17 protein-coding genes are annotated in these 17,781 nt (G+C 66.2%); 8 read left to right on the top strand and 9 right to left on the bottom strand.

From position 1 onward, the window contains the following. Nucleotides 1-19: 19 nt before the first annotated feature. Complete coding sequence (locus ACFXJ5_RS19565; RefSeq protein WP_384632109.1) at nt 20-1,528, bottom strand: polysaccharide biosynthesis tyrosine autokinase; 1,509 nt, start codon at nt 1,526-1,528, stop codon at nt 20-22. A 154-nt stretch (nt 1,529-1,682) separates the two neighbouring features. On the opposite strand from ACFXJ5_RS19565, the gene gmd reads away from it, so the two are divergent. After that, nucleotides 1,683-2,732 (top strand): GDP-mannose 4,6-dehydratase, encoded by a 1,050-nt coding sequence (gene gmd / locus ACFXJ5_RS19560; RefSeq protein WP_384632106.1) that lies wholly within the window; start codon nt 1,683-1,685, stop codon nt 2,730-2,732. A gap of 52 nt (nt 2,733-2,784) precedes the next feature. Next, on the top strand, nt 2,785-3,516 hold the full coding sequence (locus ACFXJ5_RS19555; protein ID WP_384632103.1) for an FkbM family methyltransferase: 732 nt from the start codon (nt 2,785-2,787) through the stop codon (nt 3,514-3,516). Between the two features lie 32 nt (nt 3,517-3,548). Here ACFXJ5_RS19555 and ACFXJ5_RS19550 read toward each other — a convergent pair whose 3' ends face one another. Next, entirely contained in the window at nt 3,549-4,646 is a 1,098-nt protein-coding gene (locus ACFXJ5_RS19550; RefSeq protein WP_384632100.1) for an FkbM family methyltransferase, read from the bottom strand. Nucleotides 4,647-4,695: 49 nt separating this feature from the next. Here ACFXJ5_RS19550 and ACFXJ5_RS19545 point away from each other — a divergent pair, with 49 nt between their 5' ends. From ACFXJ5_RS19545 to ACFXJ5_RS19530, 4 genes are all read left to right on the top strand, one after another. Next, complete coding sequence (locus ACFXJ5_RS19545) at nt 4,696-6,096, top strand: lipopolysaccharide biosynthesis protein (protein ID WP_384632097.1); 1,401 nt, start codon at nt 4,696-4,698, stop codon at nt 6,094-6,096. Nucleotides 6,097-6,217: 121 nt separating this feature from the next. After that, entirely contained in the window at nt 6,218-7,426 is a 1,209-nt protein-coding gene (locus tag ACFXJ5_RS19540; RefSeq protein WP_384632094.1) for a hypothetical protein, read from the top strand. Next, nucleotides 7,413-8,573: a glycosyltransferase gene (locus ACFXJ5_RS19535; RefSeq protein WP_384632091.1), complete on the top strand. Its 1,161-nt coding sequence runs from the start codon at nt 7,413-7,415 to the stop codon at nt 8,571-8,573. Before ACFXJ5_RS19540 ends, ACFXJ5_RS19535 begins: the two co-directional genes overlap by 14 nt. A gap of 12 nt (nt 8,574-8,585) precedes the next feature. Continuing rightward, nucleotides 8,586-9,374 (top strand): glycosyltransferase, encoded by a 789-nt coding sequence (locus ACFXJ5_RS19530; protein ID WP_384632088.1) that lies wholly within the window; start codon nt 8,586-8,588, stop codon nt 9,372-9,374. A 33-nt stretch (nt 9,375-9,407) separates the two neighbouring features. On the opposite strand, the gene ACFXJ5_RS19525 is transcribed toward ACFXJ5_RS19530, so the two are convergent. The 7 genes from ACFXJ5_RS19525 to ACFXJ5_RS19495 form a co-directional block, all read right to left on the bottom strand. Next, nucleotides 9,408-10,130, bottom strand: coding sequence for a class I SAM-dependent methyltransferase (locus ACFXJ5_RS19525; protein WP_384632085.1), 723 nt, complete (start codon nt 10,128-10,130; stop codon nt 9,408-9,410). After that, the gene (locus ACFXJ5_RS19520; RefSeq protein ID WP_384632082.1) at nt 10,127-11,476 is read right to left on the bottom strand and encodes a glycosyltransferase family 4 protein; all 1,350 of its coding nucleotides are present in this window, start codon (nt 11,474-11,476) and stop codon (nt 10,127-10,129) included. The genes ACFXJ5_RS19525 and ACFXJ5_RS19520 overlap by 4 nt, the downstream gene beginning before the upstream one ends. Before the next feature lie 34 nt (nt 11,477-11,510). Beyond that, nucleotides 11,511-12,056: a DapH/DapD/GlmU-related protein gene (locus tag ACFXJ5_RS19515; protein ID WP_384632079.1), complete on the bottom strand. Its 546-nt coding sequence runs from the start codon at nt 12,054-12,056 to the stop codon at nt 11,511-11,513. After that, nucleotides 12,056-13,255 (bottom strand): glycosyltransferase family 4 protein, encoded by a 1,200-nt coding sequence (locus ACFXJ5_RS19510; RefSeq protein WP_384632076.1) that lies wholly within the window; start codon nt 13,253-13,255, stop codon nt 12,056-12,058. Before ACFXJ5_RS19510 ends, ACFXJ5_RS19515 begins: the two co-directional genes overlap by 1 nt. After that, the gene (locus ACFXJ5_RS19505) at nt 13,252-14,118 is read right to left on the bottom strand and encodes an FkbM family methyltransferase (RefSeq protein WP_384632073.1); all 867 of its coding nucleotides are present in this window, start codon (nt 14,116-14,118) and stop codon (nt 13,252-13,254) included. The genes ACFXJ5_RS19510 and ACFXJ5_RS19505 overlap by 4 nt, the downstream gene beginning before the upstream one ends. A 77-nt stretch (nt 14,119-14,195) precedes the next feature. Next, nucleotides 14,196-15,086, bottom strand: coding sequence for a WecB/TagA/CpsF family glycosyltransferase (locus ACFXJ5_RS19500; protein ID WP_384632070.1), 891 nt, complete (start codon nt 15,084-15,086; stop codon nt 14,196-14,198). Then, complete coding sequence (locus tag ACFXJ5_RS19495; RefSeq protein WP_384632067.1) at nt 15,083-16,087, bottom strand: UDP-glucuronic acid decarboxylase family protein; 1,005 nt, start codon at nt 16,085-16,087, stop codon at nt 15,083-15,085. The genes ACFXJ5_RS19500 and ACFXJ5_RS19495 overlap by 4 nt, the downstream gene beginning before the upstream one ends. Nucleotides 16,088-16,287: 200 nt before the next feature. On the opposite strand from ACFXJ5_RS19495, the gene ACFXJ5_RS19490 reads away from it, so the two are divergent. Continuing rightward, nucleotides 16,288-16,896, top strand: coding sequence for a sugar transferase (locus tag ACFXJ5_RS19490; RefSeq protein WP_384632064.1), 609 nt, complete (start codon nt 16,288-16,290; stop codon nt 16,894-16,896). A gap of 368 nt (nt 16,897-17,264) precedes the next feature. After that, nucleotides 17,265-17,777, top strand: a complete 513-nt coding sequence (locus tag ACFXJ5_RS19485) for a hypothetical protein (protein ID WP_384632061.1) — start codon at nt 17,265-17,267, stop codon at nt 17,775-17,777. Nucleotides 17,778-17,781: the final 4 nt, after the last annotated feature.

Below are 17,781 nucleotides of genomic sequence, written 5' to 3'. Positions count from 1 at the left end.
CATCCGCTTCAACGTGGGTTCACCAGTCGGACCGGCTGGACTCCCCGTTCCGGACGGTTTCCCTTTCCGCTGGCCGCATCGCTGACGCACCGTTCAGGGCCGGGGGTTCGGCCGGTGTCGTGCGCCCCTGACTGCGCAGCAGCCGGGAGAATCCGCCGGTCGTACGGCGCTGCGGCCGGTAGGTGTACGCGTAGCCGTAGGCCCCTTCCTCGCCTTTATGCGGAGCCATATTGAAGATCGTGCCCAGCACGGGAGTACCACTACGCCGAAGAGTATCCAGGGCGGCAGTGACCTGGGTCCGGCTGGTGCGGGCAGCGCGCACCACCAACACGTAACCGTCCACCACCGGGGCCATCGCCGCCGTATCAGCGACAGGGAGCACCGGGCTCGTGTCGATCACGATGTGGTCGAACTCCTCTGAGAGGGTGGCCAGCACGGTACGGAACTGCTCGCTGCCGAGCAGTTCCGCCGGATTGGGCGGCACCGCCCCGCTGGTCAGCACCGTGAACGTGCCGGCGGACTGCAGCACCTGCTGTACATGTGCCTGGCCGATCAAACAGGATGTCAGCCCGGCATCTCCGACGAGGCCGAGAGTCCCGGCCACAGTGGGGCGGCGGAGGTCGGTCTCGACCAGGCACACCTTGGCACCGGCCTCTGCCATTGCGGCGGCCAGGTTGACCGCGACACTGGTCTTGCCCTCTCCGGGGAGCGCGCTGGTCACCGCGATCACCTTGGGCGCTCGGTCAACGTCCACGAACCGAAGGTTGGTGCGCAACTGCCGGAAGCCCTCGGCGCGCAGACCGTGGATGTCGTCCCGCGCAGCCACCAGATGCCGGGCGTTACGCGAGTCGTGCACGATGCTGCCGAGAACCGGAGGCCCGCCCGCCTTGGTCATCAGGGCAGCCAGAGCCTGGCTGGTGCGTACCGAGGTGTCCAGCGATTCACGCAGGACCGCACAACCGGCCCCGAGCGCCAGCCCAGACAACAGACCGAGCGCGAGATTCACGAGAGGGCGCGGAGAGAATGGCGCGGTGGGAATTGAGGCGGGCTCCGTGACACTCAGTCTCACCGGGGAGTAGTCCGCGTTGGCCGGCTTCTCCAGCCCGCTGACCATGTCGGCGAAGCGCTCGGCGACGGTGTTGCTGATCAGCGCCGCCCGAACAGGCTTGGTGTCGGTGACAGTGATGCGGAGCAGCACCGTGTCGAGCTGCGCGGATGCGGAGATCCTGCTGGCCAGTTGGGCCGGCGTCATGCCGAGATTCAACGACCTGACGACGGGCCGGGTCACCAGGGGGCTGGTAGCCATCTTCGCGTAGGACTGCACCCGCGCTTGGGTGAAGACGCTCCCCTGGTTCAGCTGGGTCGTGTCGGCCCCGTCCTGCATGGAGACGAAGAGCGTGGTGCTGGCACGGTACTCGGGCGTGGCGGCATAGGTGGCCAGCACGCCGAGCCCTGTGCCCAGCAGGGTCAGTGCGGCGATGACTCGCCAGCGGCGAGAAAGGACCCGTAGGTAGTCGCGCAGATCCAAGATATCCGTCCCCGGTCGGAGCCAGTGTGTATGGTGCCTCACCTTATGTCTCGAAACAGACAAATGCGACACATAGCTCCAATTCCCATTTTTGGGTCACGGGGTCCGTAGCCTGACGGGGCCCCACCTGACAGCCCATCAGCAGGGAGTGCGTGTGACAGCCAAGACGGCGCTCATCACCGGAATCACCGGCCAGGACGGTTCCTACCTCGCGGAGCTACTGCTACAGAAGGGCTACCAGGTGCACGGAATCGTCCGGCGCGCCTCCACCTTCAACACGCACCGCATCGAACACCTCTACCGCGACCCGCACGACCCCGAAGCCCGCCTGTTCCTCCACTACGGCGACCTCACCGACGGCACCCGGATCGCCGGCCTGCTGGAGCAAGTGCGGCCCGACGAGGTGTACCACCTCGCCGCCCAGTCACACGTCCGGGTCTCCTTCGACGAGCCCGAATTCACCGGCAACACCACCGGGCTGAGCACCACCCGCCTGCTTGAGGCCATCCGGGCGATCAACCTGCCCTGCCGCTTCTACCAGGCCTCCAGCTCCGAGATGTTCGGCGCGACGCCGCCCCCGCAGCACGAGGGCACCGCCTTCCACCCCCGCTCGCCCTACGGGGTCGCCAAGGTGTACGCCTACTGGGTCACCCGGAACTACCGGGAGGCCTACGGCATCTACGCCGTCAACGGCATCCTGTTCAACCACGAGTCGCCGCGCCGAGGACCGACCTTTGTCACCCGGAAGGTGGCCATGGCCGCCGCCCGCATCAAGGCCGGCCTCCAGGACGAGCTCTACCTCGGCAACCTCGACGCCCGCCGCGACTGGGGCTACGCCCCGGAGTACGTCGAAGCGATGTGGCGCATGCTGCAGCAGGACGAGCCAGACGACTTCGTCATCGCCACCGGCACCAGCTACAGCGTGCGCGACTTCGTTGACGAGTGCTTCGCCCACGCGGGCCTCGACTGGCGCGACCACGTCCGCTTCGACAACCGCTACCTGCGCCCGACCGAGGTCGACGACCTGGTCGGCGACGCCTCCAAGGCCGAACGTGTTCTGGGCTGGCGTGCGACGGTGCGGGCGCCGGAGCTTGCCCGCCTGATGGTGGACGCGGAACTGGAGGCACTGCCGCAGGACACCGCCGCGCCGTCGTCGGCCGCCGGGCAGGCGCGCACCCCTTCGCACGCACTGGCCAGCCTGTGACACCGAGCGAGAGCGAGCGAGGCGACAGATGAGTCTGCGTCACAGGACTCGTATGCTGGCCCGCTGCCTGGGCATCGACATCGAAAGATTCCCGGAGTGTTCTTCCGACTACCGCATGGTGCGACTGCTGTTGCGGTCCGGAATCGACGTGGTCCTCGACATCGGGGCAAACGGTGGACAGTACGGAGCAATACTGCGCCGGTTCGGATACCGAGGAAGGATCGCCTCATTCGAGCCGCTGCGTGGGCCGCTGGAGAACCTGCATCGCCTCGCGGTGCGAGATCCTCTGTGGAGCGTCTTTCCCTACGCCCTCGGTGATCGCAACGCCGTCGTCACGCTGAACGTCGCGGGCAACGACGGGGCGAGCAGCTCTATCCTGCCTATGCTGCCAAGGACCATCCAGGCATGCCCCGAGGCCCGTTACGTCGGCCGGCAGGAGGCGGAACAGCGCCGCCTGGACGAAGTTTGGCCACAGGTGGTGGGGCCGAAGGAGCGAGTGTTTCTCAAACTCGATGTGCAAGGGTACGAAGAGCCTGTGCTCCTCGGGGGCGGGGACTTCATCCGTCGTTGTCACGGGATGCAGATCGAGGTCTCGTCCGTGGCTCTGTACGACGGGGGCCTTCTCATTGACCGGGCGCTCGAGTTGGCCCAGCGCCGATACGGATTCACACTGATGACCCTGGCGCCGTGCTTCAGCGACCAGAGGACGGGGCAGGTGCTCCAGTACGACGCGGTATTCATGCCTGACCCATCCACATGCAAGGAGGAAGCGGCCCACCTGTGACTGCGTGCGCCGCTTCCCAGAACCTTGGTGCGTCAGTCTTCAACGCGCAGTTCCTCAGCCCGTTCGGATGGAGCGAAGATGATGTTCTCGTAGCCGTATTCGTCCCGCGGTCGGTGTGGGACGGGGCGGCCATCGCGGAGTTCGAACGCTCGGTAGTCGAAGGAGAGAACGTGTTCGACCAGATCGTGGCTGCGCGGCGCGCCCGGAATGCCGAAGTCTCCCACCTCGAGTGAGACAACCGGCCGCAGGTCACTCAGCACCCCGCGCATACCGCGAAGCACATGCATCTCCGCGCTCTCCACGTCGATCTTCACCACGTCCGGCACGCAAACGTGCTCCTGTACGTAGTCGTCAAGCCGCACGGCGCGTACATGGTGTGTACGCTCCCTCAACTCGGCCCTCACCTCGTCGGGCAGCCGGGCCTGGAACACGGAGTTGTACGCTCCGAATCCAGGCCCGAAATCGCGCAAGGTGATCTCCGTCGGTTCCGACCACAGCGCCGTGTTCACCCGCGTGACATTCGCCCTGGCGCGGGCGTTCCTTTCGAGCACGGCGAACGTCGACGGTGTCGGCTCGAAGGCCACGACCCGTCCGGCGGATCCGACAAACCGGCTCGCGAGCATGCTGAAATAGCCCACATGGGCACCTACGTCGAAGAATGTCATCCCTTCGCGCAGGAACCGCAGGTAGAAGGCGCTGAGTTCGTACTCGAAGTAACCGTTCCGTCGCAAGGACACGGAGACGTCATCGGGCAACGTCACCTCCATCCTCTGGCCCCAGGCTGTGCGCGCCTGAGCCTGAACACTGACCCCGAGCCGCTTCCATACCCGCAGTCGGGACGGCGAGGGAAAACCCACGCGGAGAGGGTGAAGCAAAGCCCGGTAACGCAAACGGGTGTGAGTGGCGCGATGCTGCCGGTGCAGCACCCGAAGTGCATGCTCGCTGCCTCGATCAGCTGTTCTGACCGCAGTCGTCATGGTGTTCCCCCGTTCAATGGCCGCGAAATCCACTGACAGAGATGCCGTTTCTGCGTGCTCATAAACGTCCGAGGCTTGGGCTTCGCCGTTACGGCGGACACCACCAGCCTCAATCGGCGTGTCAAAGCTGACTATTTCACCTTTGGTGGGCATACCGTACAAATATGCGTGATTGTAGCGACGTGCGCCTGAGTGTCAGCCGATGCGATTGATCGGCCTGACGAAGAGCGCGTTGCGCCCAAGCGGGGAAGAAGGCAGTACCTCCTATGTCGGACTGGCGTCCGCGTCCCTGGTTGTTCGGCTGGTGACCCTTCCGCTGACAGGTGCCGCCAATCTGATGTCGGCACACATCGTCGTGTCAGAGACCGGCGTAGCAGGCTATGCCCTGTTCTCCCTGGTGGTGACGCTTCCTCAGCTGCTACCTGTCGGAGATCTGGGGATGGGAGCAGCCGTAATAGACGCGTGCGCGCGGCGGGACACGGTCGGGGTCGAAACCGTTCGTCGGACCATGACTACCAGTGCCCGTAATCTCTTCATCCTCGGTGTGCTGGTGGTGGGGATCAGCTGTGGTCTGGGGATCTCCGGAGTTTGGCCGGCGCTGCTCGGCGTGCGGGACAACGTCGAGGCCAACACGGCAGCGACCATCTCCTTCGCCGCGTATGGCTTGGGGCTGCCATTCAGCCTCGGTGGCCGGGTGCTGGCGGCGTTGAATCTGAATCACGTGGCCTTGCTCCTTCAGGCTGCCGGAAGCGTCATGGCGCTGGGAATCACCATGCTGGTGGCGCACCTGCACAGCCCGCCGGCTGCGTACTGTGTGGCGGGGTTCATCGGTATCGGTGCCGCCAGTGTGGCCTCGCTCGCCATGGCGAGTCGCATTCTGGGGCTGCCCCTCCTCATGGACGTTGCTCTCAGCGCTTGGCCCGGGCGCCCTTGCGCTCGCATCTGGCACTTCGCCGGGCCCATGACGGTGGTCGTTCTCGCGTCCTCGATCGCCTATTCCTGCGATCGGCTTATCCTCAGCCATGTCGCTGGCCCGGTCAGCCTTGCGGCGTATTCCGCCGGAGCCCAGCTGTTCGGTCCACTGTTCGGTGTCGTGGGCATGATGGGACTGTCCCTGTGGGGCGAATACGCACGTCGCCGGGGTTCGGGAGCAGCGGTGACCACGGCGGACCTGAAGCGGATCACGGCCTTCTTTGTGGTTGTCGGTCTCGTCATGGGGGCAGCGCTGGTCGGATTCGGTCAAGTAATCGTTTCACGGCTGATTTCTGATCAGTTGCACGTGAACACAGGCCTGTTCGTCGCCTTCGCCTTGTTGCTCCTCGGCCACGCGTGCAACTACCCGAACGCAATGTTGCTGACCGACCCACCTGGTCTGCGCAGACAGGCGGTCTGCTGTAGTGCCGCGGCTCTGGTGAGCACAGCTTTGACGATCACCCTGAGCAGGGAGCTCGGCGCGGCAGGCCCTCCGCTTGCGTCCTTCATCGCTCTTGTCGGATGCATCTACCTCCCAGGACGCCGGCTGGTCCTCTCCCGTGCATACGCGGGAGGCGCCTCGCGACCCCCTGCTGACCCTGTCCTGGAACACTCCAGGACAGTGATCTAGAAGGACAACCATGGCTGAACCGTCCGTAGACCTAGCGACGCCGACCTATCCCCATCGAAGTCGTCCGGAGCAGCACCTCAGCCCTGGTCGAAAGTCGTCGCCGCTCCCCACCGTTCCCCCGTTGGCGGCCATCGCCGGCACTGCCATGGCGGCGGTGCGCCTCCCTCTTCCCGGCGCCCATCTCTCCGTGTCCGGGCTGCTGGCGGTCGCGGTCGCCATGATGCCGGGCGTCGGACGCTGGATCACGGCTCGTCGCGAGAACAGGGTCCTGGCCACCGCCCTGCTTCTCTGGTTCGTCGGTCAAATGGCATCGAACATGTGGGCAGGGGTTCCCATAGTGCGGGCGGTTCTGAACGCCCTCGTCTTCCCGACGCTCGTAGGCGCCGGAGCGTTCGTTCTGTCACGTCTCGCTCATGGCAGTGCCTCGCGCGTCGCCGGCTTGGCAGTGCTCGCTTCCGCCGCCTACTGCGTGTTCCTTGCCATCTCTCCGACCGAGTACTTCGAGCAGGACCCGTGGAAATACGGGGTGGGGATCCCGGCCACCATCGTCGTCTTCGTTGCCGTCGGCATCCTTCGCAGGAAAGGCCACTCAGTCCTGGCCCTGTTGCTGCCGGCCGGGCTGGCGGCCTTTCACCTGGCCCTGGGATTTCGCAGTCTCGCAGGTATCTGTCTGGTGGCCACAGCGATGCTGATCGCACGGCGGGCGGACCACAAACTCACCATCGGGCGGGCCGTGCTGATGACCGGCGTCTGCTTGCTCGCCATCTGGGTGTCCGCCACCGCCTACTCAGCTGCGGTCGAACGCGGATGGCTGGGTGAGGAGCAATACCAGAAACAGCTCTATCAGTCACAGGTCGACGGCGGTTATCTGGTGGCAAGCCGTCCGGAGATGCTGATGTCCACGAAACTGATCGCCGAGCAGCCGTTGCTCGGCCGTGGCGCCGATGTGATCGTGTCGCCTCAGGAGCAGCGGGACGTCGTCACGGTGCTCTATGAACGAGGTGTGAACATCTCCCTCGGTCAGCAGCGCCGACTCTTCGAGAACGGAACGAACTCCCATTCGCTTGGACTTGGTTCATGGGTTCGCGGCGGTGTCCTCGGGTTCCTTCCCTGGGCCTACATCCTGTTCTCGCTCTACCGGACGGTTCTGCGGAGATGGCAGTCGCGCAACCACCTCCTCTACCCCCTCGCCGTCTTCATGACGTTTATGATGACCTGGGACTTCCTCTTCTCACCGTGGGCTCCCGGGTATGAAATCGTTCTCGGGATCGCCTGGAGCGTGGTCCTGGGAGTCAGCGGTCAAGGCGAAGCCGACTGTGAAGCAGGCTGACATGGTGCCCAGAGTCGCCTGGTACTCCCAGTGGGTGTTGCCGCGTTCGGAGACCTTTGTCGCAAACCAGCTCCGGGCGCTGAAAGACGTCGAGACGGCGCTGTTCGGCATCGACTTCGTACCGGGAATCGACGTGCCGGGGCGGACGTTCGTACTCGACCGTGACCGCCCGCTGGGATCCGCTGAAGCACTCGTCTGGAAGACCATGCGGCGGGCACCCAGACTGGCGGCGGCGGTCCGCGCGTTCGACCCTGATCTACTGATCGCCCATCACCTGCAGAACGCCTGGCGTGTTGCCCGCCTCACCGAAGAGATCAACATTCCGTTGGGTGTCATGTGCCACGGCTCGGATCTGCTCGGCTTGGGAGGGTCCGCGCCGCCACAGACCCGAGCGATGCGGCAACTGGCGGCCAACTGGTCACGACTGCTGGAGACGGTTCGTCTGTTCCTTCCGGTGTCACAGTTCTTGGGGGAACGTCTTGCCCACGCGGGAGCGCCGCGGTCACGGATCGCCGTCCACTACCTGGGGGTGCCGATCCCGGATGGCAGTGCCCTGGGGAGTGCGGCGGACCGCTTCGGAGTGCTGTTCGTTGGACGCCTTGTAGAGAACAAGGGGTGCGACCTTCTACTGCGGGCTGTGGGTGCTCTCGCAGGCAACGGCCGGCGAGTCGACCTGACTGTCGTCGGGGACGGTCCGCAGCGAGCCCCCCTCCAGCGCCAAGCCGAGCGGTTGCCCACCGGGGCGGTGGTGCGATTCCTCGGCAGCGCTTCGCATGGCACCGTTTTGAGCCTGATGAACCAGCATCGGGTTGTGTGCATGCCAAGCGTGGAGATTTCCACGGGCGTGTCCGAGGGGCTGGGCCTAGTCGCCTGCGAAGCCGCCGCGCATGGTCGGCCCGCCGTCGTATTCGACACCGGCGGACTCCCAGAGACCGTCATCCACGGAGTGACGGGCCTGGTGGCACCACAACGAGATGTCCGGCGGTTGGCAGAGGCTCTGGAAGAGATTCTGGCCGATGATTCGACCGCGAACGATATGGGACTTGCGGCTCGAGAACTAGCAGTCGAAAAGTTCAATCTCCTCACGCAGGGTGTTCGGCTTCGTGAACTTCTCTCCGCCCATGGTCTGCTTGTGCGCAAGGATTAGGATTTCATTTCTATGACACACCGTCTGCCGCGCATTCGACTGGTGGTGCCGACCACGGGGCGACGCCTGCGCTACCTGGAGCAGTGCCTAGAATCGATCAGTCGCCAGGATGAACCGGCCGACGTTGTGGTTGTCGGCCCGACTGTACCCTCGCCCGCCTTGCACGAACTTGCGAAGAGCTACCGGTGCCTATACGTGCCGGAACTCGATCGTGGTATCAGCAGTGCGGTCAACCAGGGTTGGTCTGGGGCTGACGTCGACTATCTCGGCTGGCTGGGTGACGACGATCTGCTTACCGACGGCTCCTTGTCCGCGGCCGTGCGGGAACTTGAGCGAGTCCCGGATGCGGCCATGGTGTACGGCTGGGTGAGAGTCATCGACTCAAATGGAAGCCACGTCTACACCATGCGTCCGGGGAGGTTTGCGTCCTGGCTGCTCACATACGGGCAAAATTTCGTCTGGCAGCCCGGATCCCTCTATCGGAAGGCTGCCGTAGAGAAAGTCGGCATGCTTGATCCTCTACTGCGGTACACCATGGACTTCGATCTGCACCTCCGGCTGCGGCGATACGGAAAACTGCACTATCTCCCGCAGCCACTGGCATGCTATCGGTCTCATCCGACCACCCTGACCGCAACGAATCCCGAGCCGTACGGCGAGCGCCGGCGCGTCATGCGGCGTCATCTCGGACCTGTCTCCGGTGCCCTCGAGGTCTGTTGGTGGCCTGCGGCCAAGAGCGTCGGCCGCGCATTGGGTGCCCTGCAGTTCCGTACCGGCCGCGAGGACAAGGCACATGGGTGATGCGCGGGATGTCTACGGTAGCGGCTAAAGCCACTACTTTTGTGGCTCATAGATGAGGAACTCCGCGAACGAGGTATCGGGCCTGGTGGAATCCGTGCAGGGGTGTCGATTGAGGACCCTTTCGCGAAGCCGCCACCTAGAAAACCTCTGCGCCACATCGCGCGGAACCGGCCGGTGGCGCACATGTGGTGGTGTCGGTCCTTGTGCCGTCAGGGTGTCCGAGTCGCTCGCGTAAAGCACCACGAACCGCTCGGCGGCCCCAAAGACTTGCGACAGGTGCATTTCGTAAAGATCATCCTCTACCAGGTGGTAGATGACGTCCAACGAGAGCGCCAAATCCGCTTGCAGAAATCTGGCAGGGTCGGAGAAGAGCTTGGGGTCGAACGTGAGGAAGCTCTTGGTAACGTCACCGGAGAACCTGTCAACGGCGCATCGAAGGCCCGCCGGTGATACGTCGAGGCCGAGGTAACGAGGGTATTCGGCGAGTTCGATTTGGCGGCCGTCTCCGCAGCCGAACTCGATGACCGATGCTACGCCGTTCTCCGCCACGAATCGATTGAGGACGTCGGCCTTGAATTGCGCGAGAGAGTTCTCCGAACCGGGTCCAGATGTCCCACCGGTCGCGTAGCGGTGCTCCCAGTAGTCGAGCGATCCCGGAAAGAGTCGTTGCTTCACTGATCGGTGGACGGCATTGACCGCCGGCCCGATGAACGGCATGGTGCGGACCTTGTCTCCAGCGGTCCTGCTTGTAGTCATGGAGAACTCCTGTTCGCGAGGATCCCGAGGTACAGATTTTCAGCGAATTCCGCTTTGGCCGTCCAGGTGTTCCGCAGCGCCCACCGCCGACTGGCGGCCTTCATGTGATGGCGGGCCTCGTCGTCGGTGAGCACCCTCCCCAGTGCCTGCGCGAGACGTTGAGGCAGGTCTTCGGGGGTTCCAAGGGGTACGGGGATCGCGCCACCGGGCGCGGAAAAGTCCCCGATGCCTTGATGGCCGAGGTGCACGACCGGCAAGCCACGTGCCCATGCTTCCAGAGTCTGCACTCCGGAGGAGTCGCGGAGGCTGGTGAACAGCAGCACATCGGCCTCGTCGTAGGCTTCCAGGGCCTGATCCCAGGGGACCCGCCCCCGGAAGCGGACGGCCTCCGTGATGTTCAGACGCGACGCCAGGCCTTCCATTTCCGCGCGAAGCGGGCCATCTCCCAGGATGACCATGCGTGCTTCAGGGACCAGCCCCCGCAGATGCGAGAACGCATGCAGGGCAAGTTGAGGTGATTTGAACGGGGCCAGCCTTCCGACCCAGAGCACGGTGGGCCTGGCGCCTGCCCGCGAGGCGCCGGCGACGCTCGTACGCACCAGATCGTCCGGTACTCCGTCGGCCAGCAGCATTCGGGGGGCAATGCAGCCGAGGCGACGGGCACGGCGTGCGGTGTCTGCATTCGTAGTCAGTACGAGGGCCGCCTGCCGCAGGGTCGCCCTGCATGAGGCGCGGTGGCTGAGACCGCGCACCCACAGCAATTCCCGCAGCACCTCCTGCGGGTATCCGGACCCCAGGAAGCGACGGTGACTGTACGGGGCCGTCTGCCCACCGCCCACCGGGCCGAACACCAAGGGAGGCCCCAGGCTGCGCAGCGCACTGCCGCCCACGAGGGACCCGTACGAGACGTGGTGCACCAGGTCGGCCGTGGCGAGTCCCTGCCCACGTGCGTACGTCAGGGCGCTGCGCTGCCAACTGTCGTAGTACAGGAACTCCTCCGCCTGCTCCCGGACCAGGCCTGGGACCAAGGCCGCCCACCGGGGCAGGGCGGGGACAGGGACGAAGTGCGGCCTGATGCGACGCCCCATGACCCCCAGGCTCCCGATCCGGCGCGCGATGTGCTGCGTGTTCCCCCGATCGGGGCGGGTCAGCACGTCCACCGTGTGGCCTCGCCGCGCCAGTGCTTCCGCCCACGCCCAGCCCAGACCCGGCTCGGTTCCGCGGCTCGGATCACAGGCGTATGAGACGAGGACGATCCGGAGCTGCTGCACTCTGTGACGTTCCTCTTCCTGGTGCTCCCTCTGCATGTCTTCAGGAGCTCGGGGCTCCTGGAGCACTTCTTCCATGCCGGTTCCTCCTAACCGCGACCGGACCTGAACTTCACCCGTTAGACTCACCAACCGCCGTTCTGAGGAGCTGCTCGTGAGCGATGATCTGGTCGGTTTCGAACCGCCGACCGACAGGGTTGGCCGGATTCCCTGCGACCACGTCGTACGGGGCCACGTCCGAGGTGACAACGGCGCCGGCCGCGATGACAGCACCGCGCCCGATGCGAAGGCCGCTGAGTACCACCGCCCCATATCCGATCCAGACGTCATCACCGATGGACACCGGCCGACTCAGCCGGAGGGGGTGGTCACCGACCCAGTCGGCATGACGTATCGCCCTGCCCACCTGCCGCATCGCATGATCCGTACGACCGACGATCCCCACCCGGTTGCCGATGAGGACACAGTCACCAATCGCACCGTCGACCTCGATGGTGCATCCCTTCCCGATGTAGACGTCGCTTCCCACGGTCAGCTTTTTCGGTGCCCACAGGACTGATCCCATACCGATACGCACGCCGTCGCCCACCTGCACATTCCGCCGTACCGCGTACAACCGGTGGACGTGTTCCCATGCCGCTCGCACATGGCGCTTCATCAGTCGTCACCGCCCGTCTTCTCCGCGAGCAGTCGCAGAACACCATCGGAGAAGCGCGCGGCCATTCCCTCGATCGTGTATTCGGCCGCGTGCCTCTCACAGGCCGCGCGCAGAGACGCCAGACGATCGGCATCACGCAGCAGTGTGGTAACCGCTCTGCTGTATGCCCCGGGGTCGTCCGGTACGACCAGAGCGTTGCGACCGTCGGCCAGGTATTCGAACTCCGGGGCGTGCCAAGGCCAGTCGGTGGTGATGATCGGCGTACGCAGCGCGAAGGAGTCCACGGCGCACAAGCCGACCCGTCCCGGCATCAGCATGACGTCACTGACGGTGCCCAGCAGCGCGGTGTGCGGCCCGGTCACGCGCCCCAGGGGGACCACCGGACCGCCAGCGCGGGCGGCGGCGTCCACGAGATCTCGGTCGGCGCCTTCTCCTGCGACAAGGAGCCGAAATCCTGGCAGCTCGTCGGCGACCCGCCTGGCGGCGTCGAGGAGGAAGGCGATGCGCTTGGGCGCGTCCAGGCCACCGAGGAACAGTGCGGTTCGTCCGGGGGTCAGCCCGTAGCGCTGTCTCAGCGCTACTGCTTGGGCCTGCTCTGCCGTCCCCGGGCGGGAGGCACGATCGCGGGTGCGGATGAGAGCCGACGTGTCGACGGAGTTGCGCACCACGGTGATCCTGTCGCGCGGAAAGCCACGCGAGACCACATGGGCGGCTCCGCCTGGGGTATATGCGAAGAACCATGAGCCTTGCCTGGTCAACGCATCCTTGACGCGCGTTTCGAGGGGGTTCGCGGACCTGGTGTAGGTCCGGCCGTGGCCCCAAAAAGCCACCCTGGGCGCGTGTGCCCTCTGCCGCCCTCGCCAGATCGCCTGTCGCAGCGCAAGCGGAAAAGCTTCCAGACTGTGCAGCGCCTGTTCGAGCACGACTGCGTCGGCTGAGGCCGTACGACGGCTCACCTGGTGCCAGGCCAGAGATCTTCCGCCGAGCGTGAGCAGCCTGGTGGTGGGTACCTGGGTGGCACAGGAACAGGTGGCGGCGTCTTGCCGTGCGTCCTGGCCTGGTGGCGGGGGGCCGTGCACCACCTCCAGGGTGACGCGCTGGGAATCGAGGTGCTCGTGTGCATGCTCGAAGAAGCGCGTGCGATACCCCGGCAGGTACGGCTGCACCACGACGACACGCCTCCGCACACGATGCGTCACGTCATCACTTCCTTGGCGGCCGGGTGGATGGCGACGATGTTGTCGGTGGCGCCGCAGCGTCGGTCAGGGTCCGGCACATGGAGCACCTCGCCCTGGTCCGTCACCCGATGCATCCGGTAGCCGTGGGCGGTCAGCACATCCCAGGCGCCTTGAGCGGGCAACCCGGCGGCGGCCGTGGCCGGTGGCGTGTATTCGAAGATGACCACCGGCCGGTCCGTGGCGAGAATGGACTCCGCTCCCTCAAGGGCCCATTGCTCATGACCTTCGATGTCCATCTTGATGAGTGCGACTCGACGGTCTCGTGGCAGTACATCGTCGAGCCGCGCCACCTCGACCGGTTCGTGCCCCGATGCACCCTCGGCCAGCTTGTGCAGGGATGCGCGGGAGCGGTCTTTGTGCATGTACAGGGTGCCCTGAGTGGTGACCCGTCCGGCCGCCACCGGCAGCACACGTACATTGCGCGCGTTGTTGATCCGGATGTTCCTGGACAGCACCGCGCGGGCATGCCGGGAGGGCTCCAGCGCCACGACGAGTCCCTCGTCGGCGACGATCCGCGACATCGGGAGCGCGTACGCACCGTAGTGCGCCCCCACGTCAACGACGTGGTCGCCTCGGCCGACCCAACGCTGCAGTTGCGCCAGCTCCGACTCGTAGGCGCTGCGCCACAGATACGTGAGTTTCGCGTTGCCCCGCCACTCGGGAGGGCACCACAAGCGCGTTTCGGAGTTCCCGACGGGCACCGTGGCACCCACACGTAGCGCGGTGCGAGTCCGCCAGGCGGCCAACCTTAGCACCGACGTGGCAGGGCGGGCCGCGAATGCCGGATGTTGCAAGGTCCATCGCACCTTGCTCATGAGCGACATGCGTTTACCTCTTTCGGAATGGAGGGTTGGGGCGCGGCAGCGCCTGATGAGGTCTGTCGAGGGAGCGGGCTCAGGCTCTACGGCTTTACGGTCCCGCCGACATCCGCGCCTATCGCGACGGCCGGACGGAGCGGCAACGGCCTCGCCATCACGACCGTTGCGGCGGCTTGGCGGGTGACGCCCCACGCGAACCGCGCGTTGCCGAAGAGATAGCGACGCCACAGGCGGCGGGGCTCGCAGCCGAGGCGGAAGGTCCATTCGAGGCCGCCGCGCTGCATCCACGCGGGCGCCTGCGGTTTGTGGCCGGCGACGAAGTCGAAGGCGGCGCCGACGGCGGCGCATACGACCGGCAGGGAGGATGCGAGTTCTGCCGCGTGGAGGTCCTGTTTGGGGGTGCCGAGGCCCACCCAGACGATGTCGGCGCCGGAGGCGAGTATGTCCTGCTGCTGGTCGTGCCGCTCGCGGGGGCTCAGGGGGCGGAAGGGCGGGGAGCAGGCGCCGACGATACGGGCGAGGGGGAAGCGGCGGCGCAGTTCGCGCTGCAGGGCGTCCAGGACCTTGGGGGTGGAGCCGAGCAGGTAATGGCGGAGGCCGGCGTCCTGGCCGAGGGCGAATACGTCCAGGAAGAGATCGGGGCCGTACACCCGGGTGGTGGGCAGTGGTGTGCCCCGGTGGAGCAGTTGGTTGGCCCAGACGACGGGTTGGCCGTCGGGGAGGTTGAGTGCGGAGCGGCGCAGGATGCCGTGGAGTTCCGGGTCGCGGTCGGCGAGGGAGAGGGTGTGGGCGTTGCAGAGGTGTACGTCGCTGCCGCGAGCGGGGGCGATAGGGCGGGCGCTGCGGTGGTGCTGGGCCAGCTGGATGACCTGGCGGGCGGCGCTCTCGCGGGTGTGGGCGGCGATGGGTACGCCGAGGCAGCTGACGACGGGAACGCCGATGTGGTCGGACGCGGTGCGCGCCAGGACCGTCACGAGTGCACTCCCGCGGTGAGCCCCTGTTCGGGGACGGGGATTGCGGTGCCGTGCCCGGCCGGGGCGTCGTGGCTCAGCCGGTCGCTCAGGTTGAGGATGGTCTCGCGCAGTCCCAGCTCGACGGTGGTCTTCGGTTCCCAGCCGAGAAGTTCGCGGGCCAGGGTGATGTCCGGGCGGCGTTTCTCCGGGTCGTCCTGCGGTCGGGGCACCAGCCGGATCTCGGAGGTCGAGCCGGTGAGCTCGATGATCCACCGGGCGAGGTCGAGCATGGAGACCTCGTGCGGGGTGCCCAGGTTGACCGGGCCGCCGTGCTCGCCGGCCATCATCTGGACGAGTCCGCCGACCAGGTCGTCGACGTAGCACAGGGACCGGGTCTGAGTGCCGTCGCCGGTGACGGTGAGGGGCTCCCCCTGCAGCGCCTGACGGACGAAGGTGGGGATGGCCCGGCCGTCGTCGGGGCGCATGCGGGGGCCGAAGGTGTTGAAGATTCTGACGATCTTCGCGTCCACGCCGCGGCTCCTGCGGTACGCCATGGTCAGCGCCTCACCGAATCGCTTGGCCTCGTCGTAGACGGAGCGCGGTCCCACCGGGTTGACGTTGCCCCAGTAGTCCTCGGTCTGTGGGTGGATCAGCGGGTCGCCGTACGACTCGGAGGTCGAGGTCAGCAGGAACCGGGCGTCCTTCGCAGCTGCCAGGTCCAGGGCGTTCCAGGTGCCGGCCGAGCCGACGCGCAGGGTCTCCAGGGGCAGCCTCAGATAGTCCGTGGGGGAGGCAGGTGAGGCCAGGTGGAACACGGCGTCCACCGGGCCGTCCACGTTGAAGCCCTGGCAGACGTCTCCGTAGCTGAAAAGGAATCGCGGGTGCTGCATCAGATGTTCGATGTTGTGCAGACCGGACGTCAGGAAGTTGTCCACACACACCACATCACCGCCTTCGGCGAGCAATCGCTCGCACAGGTGGGAGCCGATGAACCCGGCCCCGCCGGTCACTACTGCACGCATGTCAGTCCTTTCGCCGCCGGGCCGGCCGCCCCAACCCCTACCGGCCGACCAGAAGTGTCAATAAAGGAACCCGAGCTGACGCCATGTTTATATTCATATGTCCGGATTGCGCGAGGCCGCGGCGTCGAATGGATGAAGCCGACCCGCCGTCGGAGCGGTTCATCCCCCCGCTCGGCATTAGGCAGTAGGGAGAGGTCAGGATGCTCGGATCAGGTGCCGAAACGGTCAAGCGGACCATCGATGTCATGGGGGCCGCGGTCCTGATCACGCTGCTGTCCCCGGTCCTGATCGCTGCGGCTGTCGCCATTACGCTCGACAGCCGCGGCCCCGTGCTCTTCCGGCAGCGCAGGACGGGGCAGCACGGCAGGGAATTCCACGTTCTGAAGCTCCGCACCATGCGGGTCGGTTCCGAGCGGCAGCGCCAGGCCCTGGCCGCCAGCAATGAGACCGACGGGCACCTGTTCAAGATCCGCGAGGACCCGCGCGTCACCAGCACGGGCCGCTGGCTGCGCCGCTTCTCGCTGGACGAGCTGCCACAGCTGTTCAATGTGTTGATGGGCCACATGTCGCTGGTCGGACCGCGGCCACTGCCGCTGGAGGACTCGGCGTTCACCGGGGAGGCGCGCCACAGGCTGCGGGTCCGTCCCGGCCTCACCGGGCTGTGGCAGATCAGCGGCCGGTCCGACCTCAGCTGGGACGAGACCCTCCGCCTGGACCTGACGTACGTCGACACATGGTCGCTCCGGCTCGACCTGCGCATCCTGGCCCGGACCCCGGCGGCGGTCCTGCGGGGGAACGGCGCCTACTGAGTGGGGCCGAAGAGTGCAACCACCTTCCCTATGGCCGTATCCCGTTCCGCCCTTCGAAGGAATATGCCGTTCGAAGTGTTACCCGCAGCCCGCGATTCCGTATGTATCCATTTGTTCTGTTTGCCTGCCCGGCAGCGCTGACTGCTGGGCCCGACCTCTGTCGAGGGAGCCTGGTCAGGATGCCTATACCTTCGATTCGGCACGTCGCGGTGGCTACATTGGTCGCCGCCCTGCTCGCTGTCCCCACCGGGGCGGTGGCTGCGCAGGCCGTCCCCTCCGAGGCGGTGGCCGCACCTACCGCATTCCCTCCCCCCCACCCCCACCCCTACCCGCCGCATGTCGGTTCTCTGGTCATCAGCTCCAACTTCGTGTTCGCCGGCAGTCCGCTGTTTTTCGTCGCGACCGGATACAACCCGTTCGAACTGGTTACGGCACGCCTCGACCCGTCGGGCGACGGGAGAGCCGCCGGCGACGGCGCCGACGACAAACATCCGGCAACCAGCTACGCGTTGGGCACGTTCAGAGCCGACCGGTTCGGCGTAGTGAGGGGGCGCGTCATCATTCCTCGCAGCGCCAGCGGCCGCTACATCTTCTCCCTGACCGGCCAGAGCGCCGGACTCGTACTGACCGCCCCAGTCGTGGTCAAGGGTCTGCCTTACAAGAAGCCCGGCCACTTCGGCCACCGTGCCGGGGAAGCGGGCAGCGCGACGGGAGTGTCAGCGACGAGGATCAACGCGGATCCGGTGGCCCACCGGGTCACGGAGTCGGAACCGGGTTCCGGCAGCCGTCTGGCCCTGGCAGGTACAGTCGCCGCGCTGACGGCGCTCGCCGGCAGCAGGCTGGTGCTCCGACGCCGAGGCAGCCGCGGACAGCGCGGATGAGGCG

This window comes from Streptomyces sp. NPDC059373 (genome assembly GCF_042751495.1).
Lineage (GTDB): Bacteria > Actinomycetota > Actinomycetes > Streptomycetales > Streptomycetaceae > Actinacidiphila.
This window is presented reverse-complemented; position numbering and strand designations above follow the sequence as displayed.

Coding starts and splice junctions, on each gene's coding strand:
- ACFXJ5_RS19555 (WP_384632103.1), top strand. CDS start 2,785: ATGCTGGCCCGCTGCCTGGGCATCGACATCGAAAGATTCCCGGAGTGT.
- ACFXJ5_RS19550 (WP_384632100.1), bottom strand. CDS start 4,646: ATGCCCACCAAAGGTGAAATAGTCAGCTTTGACACGCCGATTGAGGCT.
- ACFXJ5_RS19545 (WP_384632097.1), top strand. CDS start 4,696: ATGCGATTGATCGGCCTGACGAAGAGCGCGTTGCGCCCAAGCGGGGAA.
- ACFXJ5_RS19530 (WP_384632088.1), top strand. CDS start 8,586: ATGACACACCGTCTGCCGCGCATTCGACTGGTGGTGCCGACCACGGGG.
- ACFXJ5_RS19525 (WP_384632085.1), bottom strand. CDS start 10,130: ATGACTACAAGCAGGACCGCTGGAGACAAGGTCCGCACCATGCCGTTC.
- ACFXJ5_RS19520 (WP_384632082.1), bottom strand. CDS start 11,476: ATGGAAGAAGTGCTCCAGGAGCCCCGAGCTCCTGAAGACATGCAGAGG.
- ACFXJ5_RS19515 (WP_384632079.1), bottom strand. CDS start 12,056: ATGAAGCGCCATGTGCGAGCGGCATGGGAACACGTCCACCGGTTGTAC.
- ACFXJ5_RS19505 (WP_384632073.1), bottom strand. CDS start 14,118: ATGTCGCTCATGAGCAAGGTGCGATGGACCTTGCAACATCCGGCATTC.
- ACFXJ5_RS19495 (WP_384632067.1), bottom strand. CDS start 16,087: ATGCGTGCAGTAGTGACCGGCGGGGCCGGGTTCATCGGCTCCCACCTG.
- ACFXJ5_RS19490 (WP_384632064.1), top strand. CDS start 16,288: ATGCTCGGATCAGGTGCCGAAACGGTCAAGCGGACCATCGATGTCATG.